Source organism: Type-C symbiont of Plautia stali (assembly GCF_059730935.1).
On record NZ_AP035923.1, the window covers coordinates 3,075,559 to 3,090,726 of the forward strand.

Below are 15,168 nucleotides of genomic sequence, written 5' to 3' on the forward strand. Positions count from 1 at the left end.
TCACGCGTAATGATTAAGCAATACCTGCAAGTAACAAAACCAGGAATTATTTTCGGCAATTTAATTTCTGTGATCGGTGGATTCCTGCTGGCTTCAAAAGGCAGCATTGATTACCCCCTGTTTCTCGTCGCTTTGGTGGGCGTTTCGCTGGTGGTCGCATCCGGTTGTGTATTCAACAATGTGATTGACCGCGACATCGACATCAAAATGGAGAGAACGCGGAACCGTGTTCTGGTCAAAGGCCTGATCTCGGCGAAAGTAAGCCTGGTTTATGCAACCGCATTGGGTATTGCTGGCTTTGCGTTGCTGTATTTTGGCGCTAACCCGCTGGCCATGTGGCTGGCGGTGATGGGCTTCGTCGTCTATGTCGGCATTTACAGCCTCTACATGAAGCGTCATTCGGTCTATGGCACGCTGATTGGCAGCCTCTCTGGCGCTGCGCCGCCAGTGATTGGCTATTGCGCGGTGACCAACCAGTTTGATGCCGGCGCGTTAATCTTACTGGCTATCTTTAGCCTGTGGCAGATGCCGCACTCCTACGCGATTGCCATCTTCCGCTTCAAAGATTATCAGGCCGCCAATATTCCGGTTCTGCCGGTGGTGAAAGGCATCTCCGTGGCGAAAAATCATATTACGCTGTACATCCTGGCGTTCATGATTGCCACGCTGATGCTGTCGCTGGGCGGTTATGCTGGCTACAAATACCTGGTGGTGGCTGCCGCCGTCAGCGTGTGGTGGCTGGGTATGGCACTGTCAGGTTACAAAACCTCAAACGATAAGGTTTGGGCGCGTAAACTGTTCGTGTTCTCCATTGTCGCCATCACTGCGCTGAGCGTGATGATGTCGGTGGACTTTATGGCCCCGGCCTCTAAGGACCTGCTGACTTACGTCTGGTAAGTCAGACCGTTACTCCGGACAAGGGCGCGAATTTCGCGCCCTTTCTTTTTGTTACCACTGCTTAAAAACAATTGTTTTACCCGCCCTGCCCTGCTTTCTAAAATAAGCGCTGCATGCCCCGGTGAGCCGGGTCGCAGATAAGGGCGCGCAACCTGTGCCGCTGCAACCTCAAGTCCCAGGGGCATAAACTTACAGAGGTTGGAATGAACGATAATAGAATGACACCAGTTGAGCTTCGGGCAACATGGGGTTTAGGCACAGTTTTTTCCCTGCGCATGCTGGGAATGTTTATGGTCCTGCCGGTACTGACCACTTACGGTATGGCTTTACAGGGCGCCAGCGAAACGTTAATCGGTCTGGCAATTGGTATTTATGGTCTGGCGCAGGCCGTGTTTCAGATCCCCTTTGGTCTGCTGTCCGACCGTATTGGCCGCAAGCCGCTGATTGTCGGTGGCCTGCTGCTGTTTGTGCTTGGTAGCCTTATTGCCGCCACCAGCACCTCCATCTGGGGCATTATCCTTGGTCGCGCACTGCAGGGCTCCGGTGCCATTGCCGCGGCGGTGATGGCGCTGCTGTCAGACCTGACCCGGGAACAGAACCGCACCAAAGCGATGGCGTTTATCGGCATCAGCTTCGGCGTTACCTTTGCGATTGCCATGGTGGTCGGCCCGATTGTCACGCACGCGCTGGGTCTGCACGCGCTGTTCTGGATGATTGCCCTGCTCGCCAGCCTGGGTATCGTGATCACCCTGCTGGTAGTGCCCAATGCGCCGGGCCACGTGCTGAACCGCGAATCCGGCATGGTCAAAGGCAGCATTCGCGCAGTGCTGGCCAATCCCAAATTGCTGAAGCTGAATATCGGCATTCTCTGTCTGCACATTTTACTGATGTCGAGCTTCGTCGCGCTGCCGGGCCAGTTTGAACAGGCGGGCTTCCCGGCGGCTGAACACTGGAAAGTCTATCTGGTGACCATGCTGGTGGCGTTTGTCGCCGTGGTGCCGTTTATTATCTATGCCGAGGTAAAGCGCCGCATGAAGCGGGTGTTTGTCGGCTGCGTGGCGCTGATCATCATCGCGGAAATTGTGCTGTGGGGCGCCGCAGGCCACTTCTGGACGCTGGTGATTGGCGTGCAGCTGTTTTTCCTCGCCTTTAACCTGATGGAAGCGATTCTGCCGTCGCTGATCAGCAAAGAGTCGCCGGCGGGCTACAAAGGCACGGCCATGGGCATTTATTCCACCAGCCAGTTTATTGGCGTCGCGATTGGCGGCAGCCTGGGCGGCTGGATTTTCGGCCACTTCGATGCGCAAACGGTGTTTCTGGTCGGCGCGATAGTGGCTGCGGCGTGGCTGTTTGTCGCCATGTCGATGCAGGAGCCGCCGTACGTCAGCAGCCTGCGCCTGGTGCTGAGTGATGCGGTGCTGGCAGTACCGAATCTGGAGAAGCGGCTGCGCGCGCAGCCCGGCGTGGCGTCAGTGTTTATCGTGCCGGAAGAGAAAAGTGCCTACATTAAAATTGACAGCAAAGTGACGAGCCGCGTGGAGCTGGAGGCGCTGCTCGCCAGCAGTTAATGATTTAGCCACAGCGGACCGCGATGCTCTGGCGCCACGCGGTCCGCTCAGCGACGTTACAGCGACATATCCACCACAATACGCCCTTCAATTTTGCCGGCGTGCATGCGCGCAAAGATATCGTTGATGTTAGTCAGCGGCTCAACCGCGACATTCGCTTTCACCTTATGGCGACCGGCAAAATCCAGCGCCTCCTGCAGATCTTTACGCGTGCCGACAATTGAGCCGCGCACCGTAATGCCATCCAGCACCATGTCGAAGATCGAGAGATCGAATTTCCCCGGCGGCAGGCCGTTAAGCACCATGGTGCCGCCGCGACGCAGCGTGCCAATCGCCTGTTCAAACGCTTTTGGCGAGACCGCCGTCACCAGCACGCCGTGCGCACCACCAAAGCTCTCCTGAAACACCTTCGCCGGATCGACCTGCTTCGCATTGGCAACCACGCTGGCACCGAGCCGTTTGGCAAACGCCAGCTTATCATCGTCGATGTCGACCGCCGCCACGTTAAGCCCCATCGCCACCGCATACTGAATAGCCATGTGTCCCAGGCCGCCGATGCCGGAAACCACCACCCAGTCACCCGGTTTGGTATCCGTCATCTTCAGGCCTTTGTAGACCGTCACGCCGGCACACAGAATCGGTGCCACTTCATTAAACTCAACGTTATCCGGAATGATGCCGACGTAGTTGGCATCCGCCAGGCAGTACTCGGCAAAGCTGCCGTTGACCGAATAGCCGGCATTCTGCTGCGACAGACACAGCGTTTCCCAGCTGTCGAGGCAGTGCTCGCAGTGGCCACACGCCGAGTAGAGCCACGGTACCCCGACGCGATCGCCCAGTTTGAGATGTTTGACGCCCTCGCCGACGGCTACCACCTGCCCGACGCCTTCATGGCCGGGAATAAACGGCGGATTGGGCTTGATCGGCCAGTCGCCTTCGGCAGCGTGCAGGTCGGTGTGGCACACGCCGGTGGCGGCGATTTTCACCAGAATCTGTCCTGGCCCAACGGACGGCACCGGCACCTGCTCAATCACCAGCGGTTCACCAAACGCCTTCACAATCGCGGCTTTCATGGTGGTTTTGATTTGCATATTCATCTTTCACTCTCCATTTGAACGGATGCAGACTCAGAACAGCCCCAGTGGCGCTGTGCCATAGCTGACCAGCAGATTTTTGGTTTGCTGATAGGCGCTGAGCGCCATTTTGTGGGTTTCACGCCCGACGCCCGACTGCTTGTAGCCACCGAATGCCGCATGGGCGGGATAGATGTGATAGCAGTTGGTCCAGACGCGACCGGCTTTAATGCCGCGGCCCATGCGATACGCCAGATTGGTATCGCGCGTCCACACGCCCGCGCCCAGACCAAACTGGGTTTCATTGGCGATCGCGAGCGCCTCTGCCTCATCGTGGAATGTGGTGACGCCAATCACTGGCCCAAAAATCTCCTCCTGGAAACAGCGCATCTGGTTGCTGCCCTTGATCAGGGTGGGCTGGATGTAGAATCCGTTATCCAGCTCCGCGGCGATATGCGCACGCTCGCCCCCTGTCAGAATCTGACCGCCTTCTTCACGGGCGATGTTGATATAGGACAGGATTTTGTCGAATTGCTGGCGGGAAGCCTGAGCCCCGATCATGGTGTCGGTATCGAGCGGATCGCCACGGCGAATGGTGGCAACCTTGGCCAGCACCCGCTCCATAAAGGGCTGGTAGATCGATTCATGAATTAACGCACGCGATGGACAGGTACAGACTTCGCCCTGATTAAAGAAGCCCAGCACCAGCCCCTCGACCGCTTTCTCGATGAACGCCTCTTCGCCCGACATCACATCCGCGAAGTAGATGTTGGGTGATTTGCCGCCCAGCTCGACGGTGCAGGGAATGATGTTCTCCGCCGCACAGGCCATGATATGCCGCCCGACCGGCGTGGATCCGGTAAAGGCAATTTTAGCGATGCGCTTGCTGGTGGCCAGCGCTTCGCCGGCTTCGCGGCCAAAGCCCTGCACCACATTCAGCACGCCCGGTGGGAACAGATCGCCAATCAGCTCCATCAGCAGCGTAATACCAAGCGGCGTCTGCTCAGCCGGTTTCAGCACCACGCAGTTACCGGCGGCCAGCGCCGGTGCCAGCTTCCACGCCGCCATGAGCAGCGGGAAATTCCACGGGATGATCTGTCCGACCACGCCGAGCGGCTCGTGGAAGTGATAGGCCACCGTGGTTTCGTCGATCTCGGCGGTGCTGCCCTCCTGCGCGCGCAGGCAGCCGGCAAAGTAGCGAAAATGGTCGACCGCCAGCGGCAGATCGGCGTTGAGCGTCTCGCGAATCGGTTTACCGTTATCCCAGCTCTCCGCTACCGCCAGCTTCTCAAGACTGGCTTCCATGCGATCGGCCACCTGCAGCAGCAGGTTGGCGCGCTGCTGTACGCTGGTTTTGCCCCACTCATCGGCGGCCTGATGCGCCGCATCCAGCGCCAGATCAATGTCGCGCGCGTCGGAGCGCGGGAACTGAGCGATATCGCTGCCGTCTACCGGCGAGGTGTTCATAAAGTACTGGCCGCTCAGCGGCTCGGTGAAGTTGCCGGCGATATAGTTGCCGTAGGTCGCCTGGAAAGAGACCAGCGCGCCGGGCGTGCCGGGATGTGCATAACGCATCGCAAACTCCTTATTATCAGGTCAGAGGGTCTGAACAGGCAGCGCAACTGCCTGTGTTGGTGATTGCAGCACGCGTGCCAGTTTTTTCTCATCAGGCGCAAAAGCAATAAATGCATTATTTATCAATTAAATAAAATCATGCCCCGCCAGCAAACCTGTCAGTCCTCCAGGACAAACGCGGTATCTGTGTTGCGTATCGCAACAGTGCAGAAACCCTAACGCTACAATGTTGCAACACTTACACGCCGTTCTGAGGTCACTCATGCAGGGAAATTCAGCCGCGTCTGCCGTGCACGCTAACCCGCTGTTAAGCGACTCCTGGTTCCGCAGCCAGCTGTATGGATTAGAGCGCAGCGCCGACGATTTCCCGCGCGTGCGTCAGGGCGAGCTGGCCGATGTGCTGGCCAGCAACGCCGGGCTGCAGCAGTTTGCGCAGCCGGTCATCCGCCAGCTGGCGCAGCAGATGGCGGAGACGCAGTCGGTGGTGATCCTGTCCGATGCCAGCGGGCTGGTGCTGAACACCTTTGGCGATATGCAGGCGCTGGAGAAAGCCCAGCGCTTTGCCCTGGCACCCGGTAATTTGTGGAGTGAATGCGGACGCGGCACCAATGCAATTGGCACCGCGCTGGCGATTGATGACGGCTGTGAAATTGATGGCCAGCAGCATTTCCTGACGCGCAACCAGGGTCTGTACTGCGCCGCAATGCCGTTGCAGATGCCCAACGGCCAGATAGCCGGCGTGCTGGATATCTCGGGTCCGGCACACTTTCCGCATCCGCATACCCTGAACCGGGTGAAAGCAGCGGCAAAGCAGATCGAGTACCTGTGGGTGAAGCAGAGCCTGCATCCGCAGCAGTGGCTGCTTAGTCTGCATCCGCAGCCGCAGGGCATCGACACCAGTGATGAACTGCTGCTGGTGTTTTCTGACAATGTGCTGACCGCAGCTAACCGGCTGGCGATGCGCGAACTGGCTCTCAGCGCCGATCGCTTTGCCAGCCTGACGTTTCAGCAGCTGTTTCCGCAACTGCAGCAGCAGGCCAACAGCGTTCCCGCCGCGGTCGACATTGGCACGCAGCGCTACTGGTTCCGCCTGCGCGCGCCGCAGCGCAGCCACGTCAGCGTGCCGGACAGTCGCACGCATGATCTGCCGCGCGTGCTGGGAGCTGACGGCGCAAAAATGCTGCGCTTGCTGGATGCCGGCGTTTCGCTGTGCATTTATGGTGAAACCGGCAGCGGCAAGGAGTATGTCAGCCGCGCGCTGCACCAGCAAAGCCGCTGGCGCACGGGCAAGTTTGTCGCCATCAACTGTGCCGCCATCCCCGAAGCGCTGATTGAATCTGAACTGTTTGGCTACCAGCCCGGCGCATTTACCGGCGCCAGTAAAAATGGCTACATCGGCAAAATTCGCGAAGCGGATGGCGGCGTGCTGTTTCTGGATGAAATCGGTGACATGCCGCTGACGCTGCAGACCCGTTTGCTGCGCGTGCTGCAGGAAAAAGAGGTGGCGCCACTCGGCTCCAGTCGCAGCTGGCCGGTGAATTTTGCCGTAATTTGCGCCACGCATCGCGATCTGGCCCAGCGCGTGGCCGCAGGCGAATTTCGTGAGGATTTGCTCTATCGTCTGCAGGAGTTTGCGCTGACCCTTCCGCCACTGCGCGCCTGGCCGAACGTCGCCGGGTTTATCCGCGATTTATGGCAGGAACTGGGAGCCGCGCAGCGTGGCGTACAGCTGTCTCCGGCGCTGCTGACGGCGCTGGCGCAGCAGCCATGGCCAGGCAATGTGCGCCAGCTACGCAGTCTGCTGCGCGTGCTGCTGGCGCTCGCCGATGAGGGCGAAACGCTGACGGAAAGTCACTTGCCGGCAGAGTATCGCCGCCCGCCGGCACCGCCGCTGCGCGAACGCCACGATGAACAGCTGATCAGTGAAACGCTGCAGCGCTATGACGGCAATATCAGTAAAGCGGCGCAGGCGCTGGGGGTCGCGCGCAGCACGCTGTATCGTCGTGCGGCGCGCGACAGAGGGGATTAATCGCGGAAGTTTTTGAACTGGAACGGCTGACCCAGGTTGCCACCGCGCACCAGCGCCATCGCACCCTGCAGATCGTCGCGGGATTTACCGGTGACGCGCAGCTCTTCACCCTGAATCTGCGTCTGCACTTTCAGTTTGCTGTCTTTGATCAGCTTAACGATTTTCTTCGCGACATCGCTTTCGATGCCTTTTTTCAGCTTCGCTTCAACGCTCCAGCTTTTACCGCTGTGCACAATCTCTTCCGGTACTTCAATCGCCGCGCCTTCAATGCCGCGCTTCAGCAACTTTTCACGCAGAATATCCACCAGCTGCTTCACCTGAAAATCCGATTCGCTGGTGACTTTGATGGTCTCATTCTTTTCGTTGAGCTCAAAGCTGGCGCTCACGTTGCGAAAATCGAAACGGGTTGAGATCTCACGGTTGGCATTCTCCACCGCATTACGCACTTCCGGCAGTTCGACTTCGGAAACGATATCGAAAGATGGCATCTTTTCTTCTCCTGATACTAAAGTGACATGCATAATACGCGTCTTGTCGCGCTAATAAAACACGCGACGCGGAAAGCTATAATTAAGGGTGTGACACCCATTCACCCACCCGCCAGCGGGAGGCATAATGAAAATTACCGTGTTGGGTTGCGGCGCCCTGGGGCAAATCTGGCTCGCGGCCCTTGCACGCCAGGGACATGACGTTCAGGGCTGGCTGCGCGTACCGCAGCCGTACTGTTCGGTCAACGTGGTCGATCCGCAGGGCCACGTCAGCAATCACACCTTCATCGCTAACGATCCGCTGTTTCTGGCCGAAAGCCAGCTGCTACTGGTGACACTGAAAGCGCCACAGGTTTCACCTGCGGTGAAAAACCTGCAAAGCGTGCTGCCGCGCCACGCGCCGATCCTGCTGCTGCACAACGGCATGGGTACGATCGAAGAGCTCAAAGAAGTGCAGCAGCCGCTGCTGCGCGGCATCACCACGCACGCGGCGATGCGCGACGGCACGGTGATTAAACATGTCGCGCAGGGCATCACCCACATTGGGCCTGCCAGCCGCGAAAGCGCGGCGCTGAGCGATATCGCCGATATTCTGCATCAGGCACTGCCGGACGTAGCGTGGCACGATAACATCGCGTCCGCCAGCTGGCGCAAGCTGGCAGTTAATTGCGTGATCAACACGCTGACGGTTGAGCACGACTGCCAGAACGGCGCGCTGCGCGCCTGGCCGGAGCAGATTAACCGGCTGTGCGAGGAGCTGGCCTGGGTGATGGAGCGCGAGGGCCAGCACATCGCGCTGGATAACCTGCGCGACATTATTTACGACGTCATCGACAGCACCGCCGCCAACGTCTCCTCAATGCTGCAGGATGTGCGTGCGCAGCGTCAGACTGAAATTGATTACATTACCGGCTACCTGCTGCGTCGCGCCCGTGCGCAGGGGATTGCACTGCCGGAAAACACCCGCCTGTACGACCTGATTAAACGCAAGGAGTCCCAATATGAGCGCGAACGCATCAGTGCTGGTTTGCCTGGCCCATGGCAGTGAAGAGACCGAAGCGGTCACCACCATTGACCTGCTGGTCCGCGCCGGCCTGAAGGTGACCACCGCCAGCGTGGAGAGCGACGGCACGCGCGAGATTGTCTGCTCCCGCGGCGTACGCCTGCTGGCTGACGCACCGCTGGTGGAAGTGGCGGATAACGATTTTGCCGCCATCGTCCTGCCGGGCGGCCTCAAAGGCGCTGAAACCTTCCGCGACAGCCCGCTGCTGGTGGAGACGGTACGCCAGTGTCATCTGTCAGGAAAAATTGTCGCGGCGATCTGTGCCGCGCCGGGCACGGTACTGGTGCCGCATGACCTGTTTCCGGTGGGCAACATGACCGGTTTTCCCGGCCTGAAGCACACCATTCCGGAAGAGAAATGGATGGAGCGCCGCGTGGTGTGGGATCCGCGCGTTAATCTGCTGACCAGCCAGGGGCCGGGCACGGCGATCGATTTTGCCCTGAAGCTGATTGATCTGCTGGTGGATAAAGAGCAAGCGCGTGAAGTCGCATCACAGCTGGTGCTGGCGGCAGGGATTTATAATTATCAGGAATTTGAAGAGCGCGCGTAAAAAAGGTCGCCATCAATGGCGACCCCACGGGATCAGTGCACAGTTTTATTCGTCGCGGTGATTACAGGGTGCGCATTCCTGCGCACCGGGTTTTGCCCATGCACCCGAAATCAGGCGCGCCAGGCTTAACACCCCCGCGGTTACGGACGGTACACCTTCACGTTCTTAAAGCCCTGCTCATGCAGATACAACGCCTGCAACCGGCTCATCACGCCGCGATCGCAGTACAGCAACCAGGTTCTGCTCTGATCGAGATCGCCGAACTGGGTGCTCAGCTTATAGAACGGCAGCGATTTCACTTCCACGCCGGTCAGCGCCAGCGGCTTGTCGTCCTGCTCATCAATTGAACGGATATCCAGCACCACATCGTTGCCGCTGAATGACGCCACGGTTTCCACTTCCACCACTTCTTCTTCCGTCTGCTCCGCGATTTCACGGATATCGACGTTGCTGGCTTCCTGCACCACGCGCTGCAGAATGTCGAAATCGAAGTTCTGCTCTTCGGCTTCGATCTTCGCCTTCACCGCCTTCACCGTGGGGCTTTTCGAAATCACGCCGCAGTACTCCGGCATGGTGCGGGCAAAGTCTTCGGTGCCGATCTGACGCGCAATATTGATGATGTGCTCTTTATCGTGCGAGATCAGCGGGCGCAGAATCAGCGTGTCGGACGCGTTATCAATCAAACGCAGGTTAGTCAGCGTCTGGCTGGAGACCTGGCCCAGCGCCTCACCGGTCACCAGCGCCTGCACGCCGTAACGCTCAGCCACCATCGACGCCGCACGCACCATCATGCGCTTCAGCACCACGCCCATCTGGCCGTCATCAACTTTTTCCAGAATCTCGCCCACCACCGGCTCAAAATTGATGGCGACAAAACGCACGCGATGTGAACGGCCAAAACGCTGCCACAGATAGTGCGCCACCTGACGCACGCCGATTTCATGCGCCGCGCCACCAAGGTTAAAGAAGCAGTAGTGCACGCGACAGCCGCGGCGCATCAGCATATAGCTGGAGACGCCGGAGTCAAAGCCGCCGGAAATCAGCGACAGCACATCTTCCTGGGTGCCGATCGGGAAGCCGCCCAGGCCTTCATAGCGGCCGGTAATCAGCAGCAGACGATCGTCTTCAATCTCCAGATTCACCGTCACATCCGGGTGATTCAGCTGCACGCGCGCGCTTTCAATGTGCTGATTGAGACCGCCGCCGACGTAGCGCTCCACATCCTGCGAGCTAAAGCTGTGCTTGCCGCGACGCTTCACGCGCACGCAGAAGCTCTTGCCTTCCAGCCGCTCGCGGTTGAGCGCCAGCGTCTGCTCGAAGATATCGTGCATGTCGGTATAGGCGCGGTCTTCGACCGCCAGCACATGGTGGATACCGGGAATGCGCGTCAGCTCTTCCGTGACGGTGGCACGCAGCGCTTCCTTCTTCGCGCGCACTTCGATGTGATCCCAGTGGCGCACCACGGCGATCTCTTCGTCGAGGGTGCGCAGGGTATTACGGATATTACCGGTCAGAATTTTGATAAAGCGCAGGCGCACCGACTGACTTTTGATGGTGATTTCAGGGAAGAGCTTGATGATAAACTTCATGGCGACACAGCTTCGTTGGGCAAATAAGTGCTAAAATCATCAACACTTAGCTGGTAAAATCATATAATTGCGGGTTGGCATCAGCCACCGCATCCGAGGCGCGCAAGTATATCACCTTTGTCGGGTGACTGCTGTAAGCAACCTTCGCCGCATTGATTATTTTGCTAATCAATGCCCGTCGGCTACCATGACCGATTGCAACATAATGTCCCAACCTGTGAGTCGACACTGATTATGCCGAAAAAAGCCGAAGCGCCCGTGAGTTTTGAAAACGCACTGCAGCAGCTGCAACAGATTGTCAGCCGTCTGGAAAGTGGCGAACTGCCGCTGGAAGAGGCGCTGAATGAATTCGAGCGCGGCGTACAGCTGGCACGCAGCGGCCAGCAAACCCTGCAGGCGGCGGAACAGCGCGTGCAGATTCTGCTGAGCGACGACAAAGACGCCCCGCTCGCCCCTTTCACGCCGGAAAATGAGTAATGGATTTCGTGCAACTGCAGCGCGCCTACCATGAGCGCGTGAACCAGGCGTTGACGCGCTTAATAGATCCACTTCCTTTTCAGAGTTCTCCTCTGGTGAACGCCATGCAATATGGGGCACTATTAGGCGGTAAGCGCCTGCGCCCGTTTCTGGTGTATGCCACTGGCGAGATGCTGCGCGCCGAGGCGGCCAGCCTGGATGCCCCCGCCGCAGCGGTGGAGTGCATTCACGCTTACTCATTGATTCATGATGACCTGCCGGCGATGGACGACGATGCGTTACGTCGCGGGCAGCCAACCTGCCATATCAAATATGGTGAAGACACGGCGATTCTGGCCGGCGATGCCCTGCAAACCCTGGCGTTTACCATTCTTGCGGACCAGCCGATGCCCGGCGTAAGCCCGCAGGATCGCATTGCCATGATTTCCGAACTGGCGCAGGCCAGCGGCGTGGCCGGGATGTGCGGTGGCCAGGCGCTGGATTTAGCCGCCGAAGGCCAATCCGTGGACCTGAACCAGCTGGAGCAGATCCATCGCCACAAAACCGGCGCGCTGATCCGCGCCGCCGTGCGTCTCGGCGCCCTCACTGCGGGTGCAGCGGGCCGCGATGCGCTGCCGCAGCTGGATATCTACGCCAACGCCATCGGACTGGCGTTTCAGGTGCAGGATGACATCCTCGATGTGGTCGGCGATACCGCCGTTCTGGGCAAAACCCAGGGAGCCGATCAGGCGCTGGGGAAAAGCACTTACCCGGCGCTGCTGGGACTGGATAACGCGCGGGCCAAAGCGCAGGATCTCTATCGCGAAGCACTGGGCGCGCTGGAGGTGCTGGCGGCACAGTCGTATGACACGTCCGCTCTGCAGGCGCTGGCCAGCTTTATAATTGAACGCGATAAATAACTTATATAATGAGTCTCTGATGAGTTTTGATATTGCAAAATACCCGACACTGGCGTTAGCAGGCACGGTTCAGGAATTACGTTTACTGTCTAAAGAAAAACTTCCGGACCTGTGCGACGAGCTGCGTCAGTATCTGCTGGACAGCGTGAGCCGCTCGTCCGGCCACTTTGCTTCGGGTCTGGGCGTCGTCGAGCTGACCGTCGCGTTGCATTATGTGTACAACACCCCGTTTGATCATCTGGTGTGGGACGTCGGCCATCAGGCCTATCCGCACAAGATTCTGACCGGCCGCCGCGACCGTATCGGCACTATCCGCCAGAAAAATGGCCTGCACCCGTTCCCGTGGCGCGGCGAAAGCGAATATGACGTGCTGAGCGTGGGCCACTCGTCGACGTCCATCAGCGCCGGTCTCGGCATGGCCGTGGCCGCCGAACGCGAAGGCAAAGGTCGCCGCACCGCCTGTATTATTGGCGACGGCGCGATTACCGCGGGCATGGCGTTTGAAGCCATGAACCACGCCGGTGATATCAAGCCGGACATGCTGGTGATCCTCAACGACAATGAGATGTCGATCTCTGAGAACGTGGGCGCGCTGAACAATCGCCTGGCGCAGATTCTCTCGGGGAAAACTTATTCACGCCTGCGCGAAGGCGGCAAGCGCGTGCTGGGCGGCCTGCCGCCGATCAAAGAGCTGGTGAAGCGCACCGAAGAGCACCTGAAAGGCATGGTGGTGCCGGGCACGCTGTTTGAGGAGCTGGGCTTTAACTATATCGGTCCGGTCGACGGTCACGATGTGCTGACGCTGGTTAGCACGCTGAAGAATATGCGCGATCTGAAAGGGCCGCAGTTCCTGCACATCATGACCAAAAAGGGCAAGGGCTACGCGCCGGCGGAAGAGGATCCGATAACCTGGCACGCGGTGCCGAAATTCGATCCGGCCAGCGGCTCGCTGCCGAAAAGCGCGCCGGGCCTGCCGAGCTACTCGAAAATCTTTGGTAACTGGCTGAGCGAGATGGCCGCCGACGATGCGCGGCTGATGGCGGTGACGCCGGCCATGCGCGAAGGCTCCGGCATGGTGAGCTACTCGCGTGATTATCCGCAGCAGTATTTTGACGTGGCGATCGCCGAGCAGCATGCGGTGACGTTTGCCGCAGGCATGGCCATCGGCGGTTATAAGCCGGTGGTGGCGATTTACTCCACCTTCCTGCAGCGCGCCTACGACCAGGTGATTCACGACGTGGCAATTCAGCAATTGCCGGTACTGTTTGCTATCGATCGCGGCGGTATCGTGGGTGCCGACGGCCAGACGCACCAGGGGGCGTTTGATATCGCCTATCTGCGCTGCGTGCCGGGTATGGTGATCATGACGCCAAGCGATGAAAACGAGTGCCGGCAGATGCTTTACACTGGCTACCACTATCAGGATGGCCCGAGCGCGGTGCGCTATCCGCGCGGCACCGGCACCGGCGCCACGCTGGAACCGCTGGCCAGCCTGCCGCTTGGCAAAGGGGTCATCCGGCGTCGCGGCGAGCAGCTGGCCATCCTCAACTTTGGTACTCTGCTGCCGGAAGCGCAGGCCGCCGCCGACGCGCTCAACGCCACGCTGGTCGACATGCGCTTTGTTAAGCCGCTGGATGAAGCCCTGATTAGCGAGCTGGCGGCCAGCCACGACGCACTGGTTACGCTGGAAGAAGGCGCGATCAAAGGCGGTGCCGGCAGCGGCGTCAATGAATACGTGATGGCGAAACGCCTGCGCGTGCCGGTGCTTAACCTCGGCCTGCCGGATGAGTTCATTCCGCAGGGGACGCAGGAAGAAGTGCGTCAGGATTATCAGCTGGACGCCGCAGGCATCCAGCAGCAAATCGCCGCCTGGCTGGCGCAGTAACCGCCCTTCCCCGCTCCTGCTGCTATGCTTGAGGGTAAAACCCCACGCATAAGAGCAGGAGCCCTTCATGAAAACCGTTTGTTTAGGCCAGACCGATCTGCAGGTTTCACGTCTCTGTTTAGGCTGTATGACCTATGGCGATCCGCTGCGCGGTAACCACGCCTGGACGCTGCCGGAAGAGAGCAGCCGACCGCTGATTAAGCAGGCGCTGGACGCGGGCATTAACTTCTTCGACACCGCTAACAGCTACTCCGACGGCAGCAGTGAGGAGATCCTCGGCCGCGCGCTCAAAGATTACGCGCAGCGCGATCGGGTGGTGGTGGCGACCAAAGTCTACTTTCCGCTGAGCAACCTGTCGCAGGGGCTGTCGCGCACCAATATTCTGCAGTCGATTGATGACAGCCTGACGCGGCTTGGCATGGAGTATGTCGATCTGCTGCAGATTCATCGCTGGGATTACGCCACGCCGATTGAAGAGACGCTGGAAGCGCTCGATCAGGTAGTGCGGTCAGGCAAAGCGCGTTACATCGGGGCTTCTTCGATGCATGCCACACAGTTTGCGCAGGCGCTGCAGTTACAGCAGCAGCATGGCTGGGCGCGTTTTGTCAGTATGCAGGATCAGTACAACCTGATTCAGCGCGAAGAAGAGAAAGAGATGCATCCGCTGTGCCAGCGCGAAGGCATCGCGGTGCTGCCGTGGAGCCCGCTGGCGCGCGGTAAGCTAACGCGTCCGTGGGGAGAAACCACTGCGCGTTCGGTGTCGGATAACGTGATGGAAAAACTCTATACCGGCACCGAAGAAAATGACGCGGCCATTGCGCAACGGCTGGCAACGGTGGCTGCGGACAAAGGCGTAACGCGCGCGCAGGTGGCGCTGGCGTGGCTGCTGCATAAGCCGGTGGTTACCGCGCCGATTATTGGTGCCTCGCGCGAGCAGCAGTTTGCCGAACTGGTGAAAGCCGTGGACGTGGAGCTGAGTTCAACCGATATCGCCGAGCTGGAGAGCGTCTATCAACCGCATCCGGTGGTGGGATTCGAGTAACGGTCCAGTCAGGTCGCCTTCAGGACGACCTGA

General features: G+C 59.1%; 13 protein-coding genes. 9 read left to right on the forward strand and 4 right to left on the reverse strand.

What is annotated here, in order from left to right:
* Positions 1 to 9: 9 nt before the first annotated feature.
* Together cyoE and AC6I7J_RS14620 are read left to right on the forward strand one after the other, a co-directional pair.
* Positions 10 to 897: a heme o synthase gene (gene cyoE / locus AC6I7J_RS14615; protein ID WP_021507178.1), complete on the forward strand. Its 888-nt coding sequence runs from the start codon at positions 10 to 12 to the stop codon at positions 895 to 897.
* Positions 898 to 1,100: 203 nt separating this feature from the next.
* The gene (locus AC6I7J_RS14620; protein WP_031279651.1) at positions 1,101 to 2,465 is read left to right on the forward strand and encodes an MFS transporter; all 1,365 of its coding nucleotides are present in this window, start codon (positions 1,101 to 1,103) and stop codon (positions 2,463 to 2,465) included.
* Between the two features lie 56 nt (positions 2,466 to 2,521).
* Here AC6I7J_RS14620 and adhP read toward each other — a convergent pair whose 3' ends face one another.
* Together adhP and exaC are read right to left on the reverse strand one after the other, a co-directional pair.
* Positions 2,522 to 3,556, reverse strand: a complete 1,035-nt coding sequence (gene adhP, locus AC6I7J_RS14625) for an alcohol dehydrogenase AdhP (RefSeq protein ID WP_182688979.1) — start codon at positions 3,554 to 3,556, stop codon at positions 2,522 to 2,524.
* Between the two features lie 36 nt (positions 3,557 to 3,592).
* Entirely contained in the window at positions 3,593 to 5,113 is a 1,521-nt protein-coding gene (gene exaC, locus AC6I7J_RS14630) for an acetaldehyde dehydrogenase ExaC (RefSeq protein WP_278427376.1), read from the reverse strand.
* 262 nt (positions 5,114 to 5,375) lie between these two features.
* On the opposite strand from exaC, the gene AC6I7J_RS14635 reads away from it, so the two are divergent.
* Positions 5,376 to 7,142, forward strand: a complete 1,767-nt coding sequence (locus AC6I7J_RS14635; RefSeq protein ID WP_159377437.1) for a sigma-54-dependent Fis family transcriptional regulator — start codon at positions 5,376 to 5,378, stop codon at positions 7,140 to 7,142.
* On the opposite strand, the gene AC6I7J_RS14640 is transcribed toward AC6I7J_RS14635, so the two are convergent.
* A complete protein-coding gene (locus tag AC6I7J_RS14640) occupies positions 7,139 to 7,630 on the reverse strand; it encodes a YajQ family cyclic di-GMP-binding protein (protein ID WP_021507173.1) in 492 nt (163 codons plus the stop codon). The two genes, AC6I7J_RS14635 and AC6I7J_RS14640, sit on opposite strands and share 4 nt — an antisense overlap.
* A gap of 127 nt (positions 7,631 to 7,757) precedes the next feature.
* On the opposite strand from AC6I7J_RS14640, the gene panE reads away from it, so the two are divergent.
* Together panE and yajL are read left to right on the forward strand one after the other, a co-directional pair.
* A complete protein-coding gene (gene panE / locus AC6I7J_RS14645; protein WP_058757963.1) occupies positions 7,758 to 8,678 on the forward strand; it encodes a 2-dehydropantoate 2-reductase in 921 nt (306 codons plus the stop codon).
* Entirely contained in the window at positions 8,632 to 9,243 is a 612-nt protein-coding gene (gene yajL, locus AC6I7J_RS14650) for a protein deglycase YajL (RefSeq protein WP_058781215.1), read from the forward strand. Before panE ends, yajL begins: the two co-directional genes overlap by 47 nt.
* A 140-nt stretch (positions 9,244 to 9,383) precedes the next feature.
* On the opposite strand, the gene thiI is transcribed toward yajL, so the two are convergent.
* Positions 9,384 to 10,832: a tRNA uracil 4-sulfurtransferase ThiI gene (thiI, locus tag AC6I7J_RS14655; protein WP_021507170.1), complete on the reverse strand. Its 1,449-nt coding sequence runs from the start codon at positions 10,830 to 10,832 to the stop codon at positions 9,384 to 9,386.
* Positions 10,833 to 11,066: 234 nt separating this feature from the next.
* Here thiI and xseB point away from each other — a divergent pair, with 234 nt between their 5' ends.
* The 4 genes from xseB (at position 11,067) to AC6I7J_RS14675 (ending at position 15,135) form a co-directional block, all read left to right on the forward strand.
* Entirely contained in the window at positions 11,067 to 11,309 is a 243-nt protein-coding gene (gene xseB, locus AC6I7J_RS14660; RefSeq protein WP_498006032.1) for an exodeoxyribonuclease VII small subunit, read from the forward strand.
* Positions 11,309 to 12,208, forward strand: a complete 900-nt coding sequence (ispA, locus tag AC6I7J_RS14665; RefSeq protein ID WP_021507168.1) for a (2E,6E)-farnesyl diphosphate synthase — start codon at positions 11,309 to 11,311, stop codon at positions 12,206 to 12,208. Before xseB ends, ispA begins: the two co-directional genes overlap by 1 nt.
* A gap of 19 nt (positions 12,209 to 12,227) precedes the next feature.
* Complete coding sequence (gene dxs, locus AC6I7J_RS14670) at positions 12,228 to 14,093, forward strand: 1-deoxy-D-xylulose-5-phosphate synthase (RefSeq protein ID WP_498006034.1); 1,866 nt, start codon at positions 12,228 to 12,230, stop codon at positions 14,091 to 14,093.
* Between the two features lie 67 nt (positions 14,094 to 14,160).
* Positions 14,161 to 15,135 (forward strand): aldo/keto reductase, encoded by a 975-nt coding sequence (locus tag AC6I7J_RS14675; protein ID WP_498006036.1) that lies wholly within the window; start codon positions 14,161 to 14,163, stop codon positions 15,133 to 15,135.
* Positions 15,136 to 15,168 lie beyond the last annotated feature (33 nt).

What these genes read in the sequence shown, in the direction of transcription:
- ispA (WP_021507168.1), top strand. Translation starts at nt 11,309, where the DNA reads ATGGATTTCGTGCAACTGCAGCGCGCCTACCATGAGCGCGTGAACCAG.
- AC6I7J_RS14675 (WP_498006036.1), top strand. Translation starts at nt 14,161, where the DNA reads ATGAAAACCGTTTGTTTAGGCCAGACCGATCTGCAGGTTTCACGTCTC.
- panE (WP_058757963.1), top strand. Translation starts at nt 7,758, where the DNA reads ATGAAAATTACCGTGTTGGGTTGCGGCGCCCTGGGGCAAATCTGGCTC.
- cyoE (WP_021507178.1), top strand. Translation starts at nt 10, where the DNA reads ATGATTAAGCAATACCTGCAAGTAACAAAACCAGGAATTATTTTCGGC.
- adhP (WP_182688979.1), bottom strand. Translation starts at nt 3,556, where the DNA reads ATGCAAATCAAAACCACCATGAAAGCCGCGATTGTGAAGGCGTTTGGT.
- xseB (WP_498006032.1), top strand. Translation starts at nt 11,067, where the DNA reads ATGCCGAAAAAAGCCGAAGCGCCCGTGAGTTTTGAAAACGCACTGCAG.
- AC6I7J_RS14640 (WP_021507173.1), bottom strand. Translation starts at nt 7,630, where the DNA reads ATGCCATCTTTCGATATCGTTTCCGAAGTCGAACTGCCGGAAGTGCGT.
- exaC (WP_278427376.1), bottom strand. Translation starts at nt 5,113, where the DNA reads ATGCGTTATGCACATCCCGGCACGCCCGGCGCGCTGGTCTCTTTCCAG.
- AC6I7J_RS14620 (WP_031279651.1), top strand. Translation starts at nt 1,101, where the DNA reads ATGAACGATAATAGAATGACACCAGTTGAGCTTCGGGCAACATGGGGT.
- dxs (WP_498006034.1), top strand. Translation starts at nt 12,228, where the DNA reads ATGAGTTTTGATATTGCAAAATACCCGACACTGGCGTTAGCAGGCACG.
- thiI (WP_021507170.1), bottom strand. Translation starts at nt 10,832, where the DNA reads ATGAAGTTTATCATCAAGCTCTTCCCTGAAATCACCATCAAAAGTCAG.
- AC6I7J_RS14635 (WP_159377437.1), top strand. Translation starts at nt 5,376, where the DNA reads ATGCAGGGAAATTCAGCCGCGTCTGCCGTGCACGCTAACCCGCTGTTA.
- yajL (WP_058781215.1), top strand. Translation starts at nt 8,632, where the DNA reads ATGAGCGCGAACGCATCAGTGCTGGTTTGCCTGGCCCATGGCAGTGAA.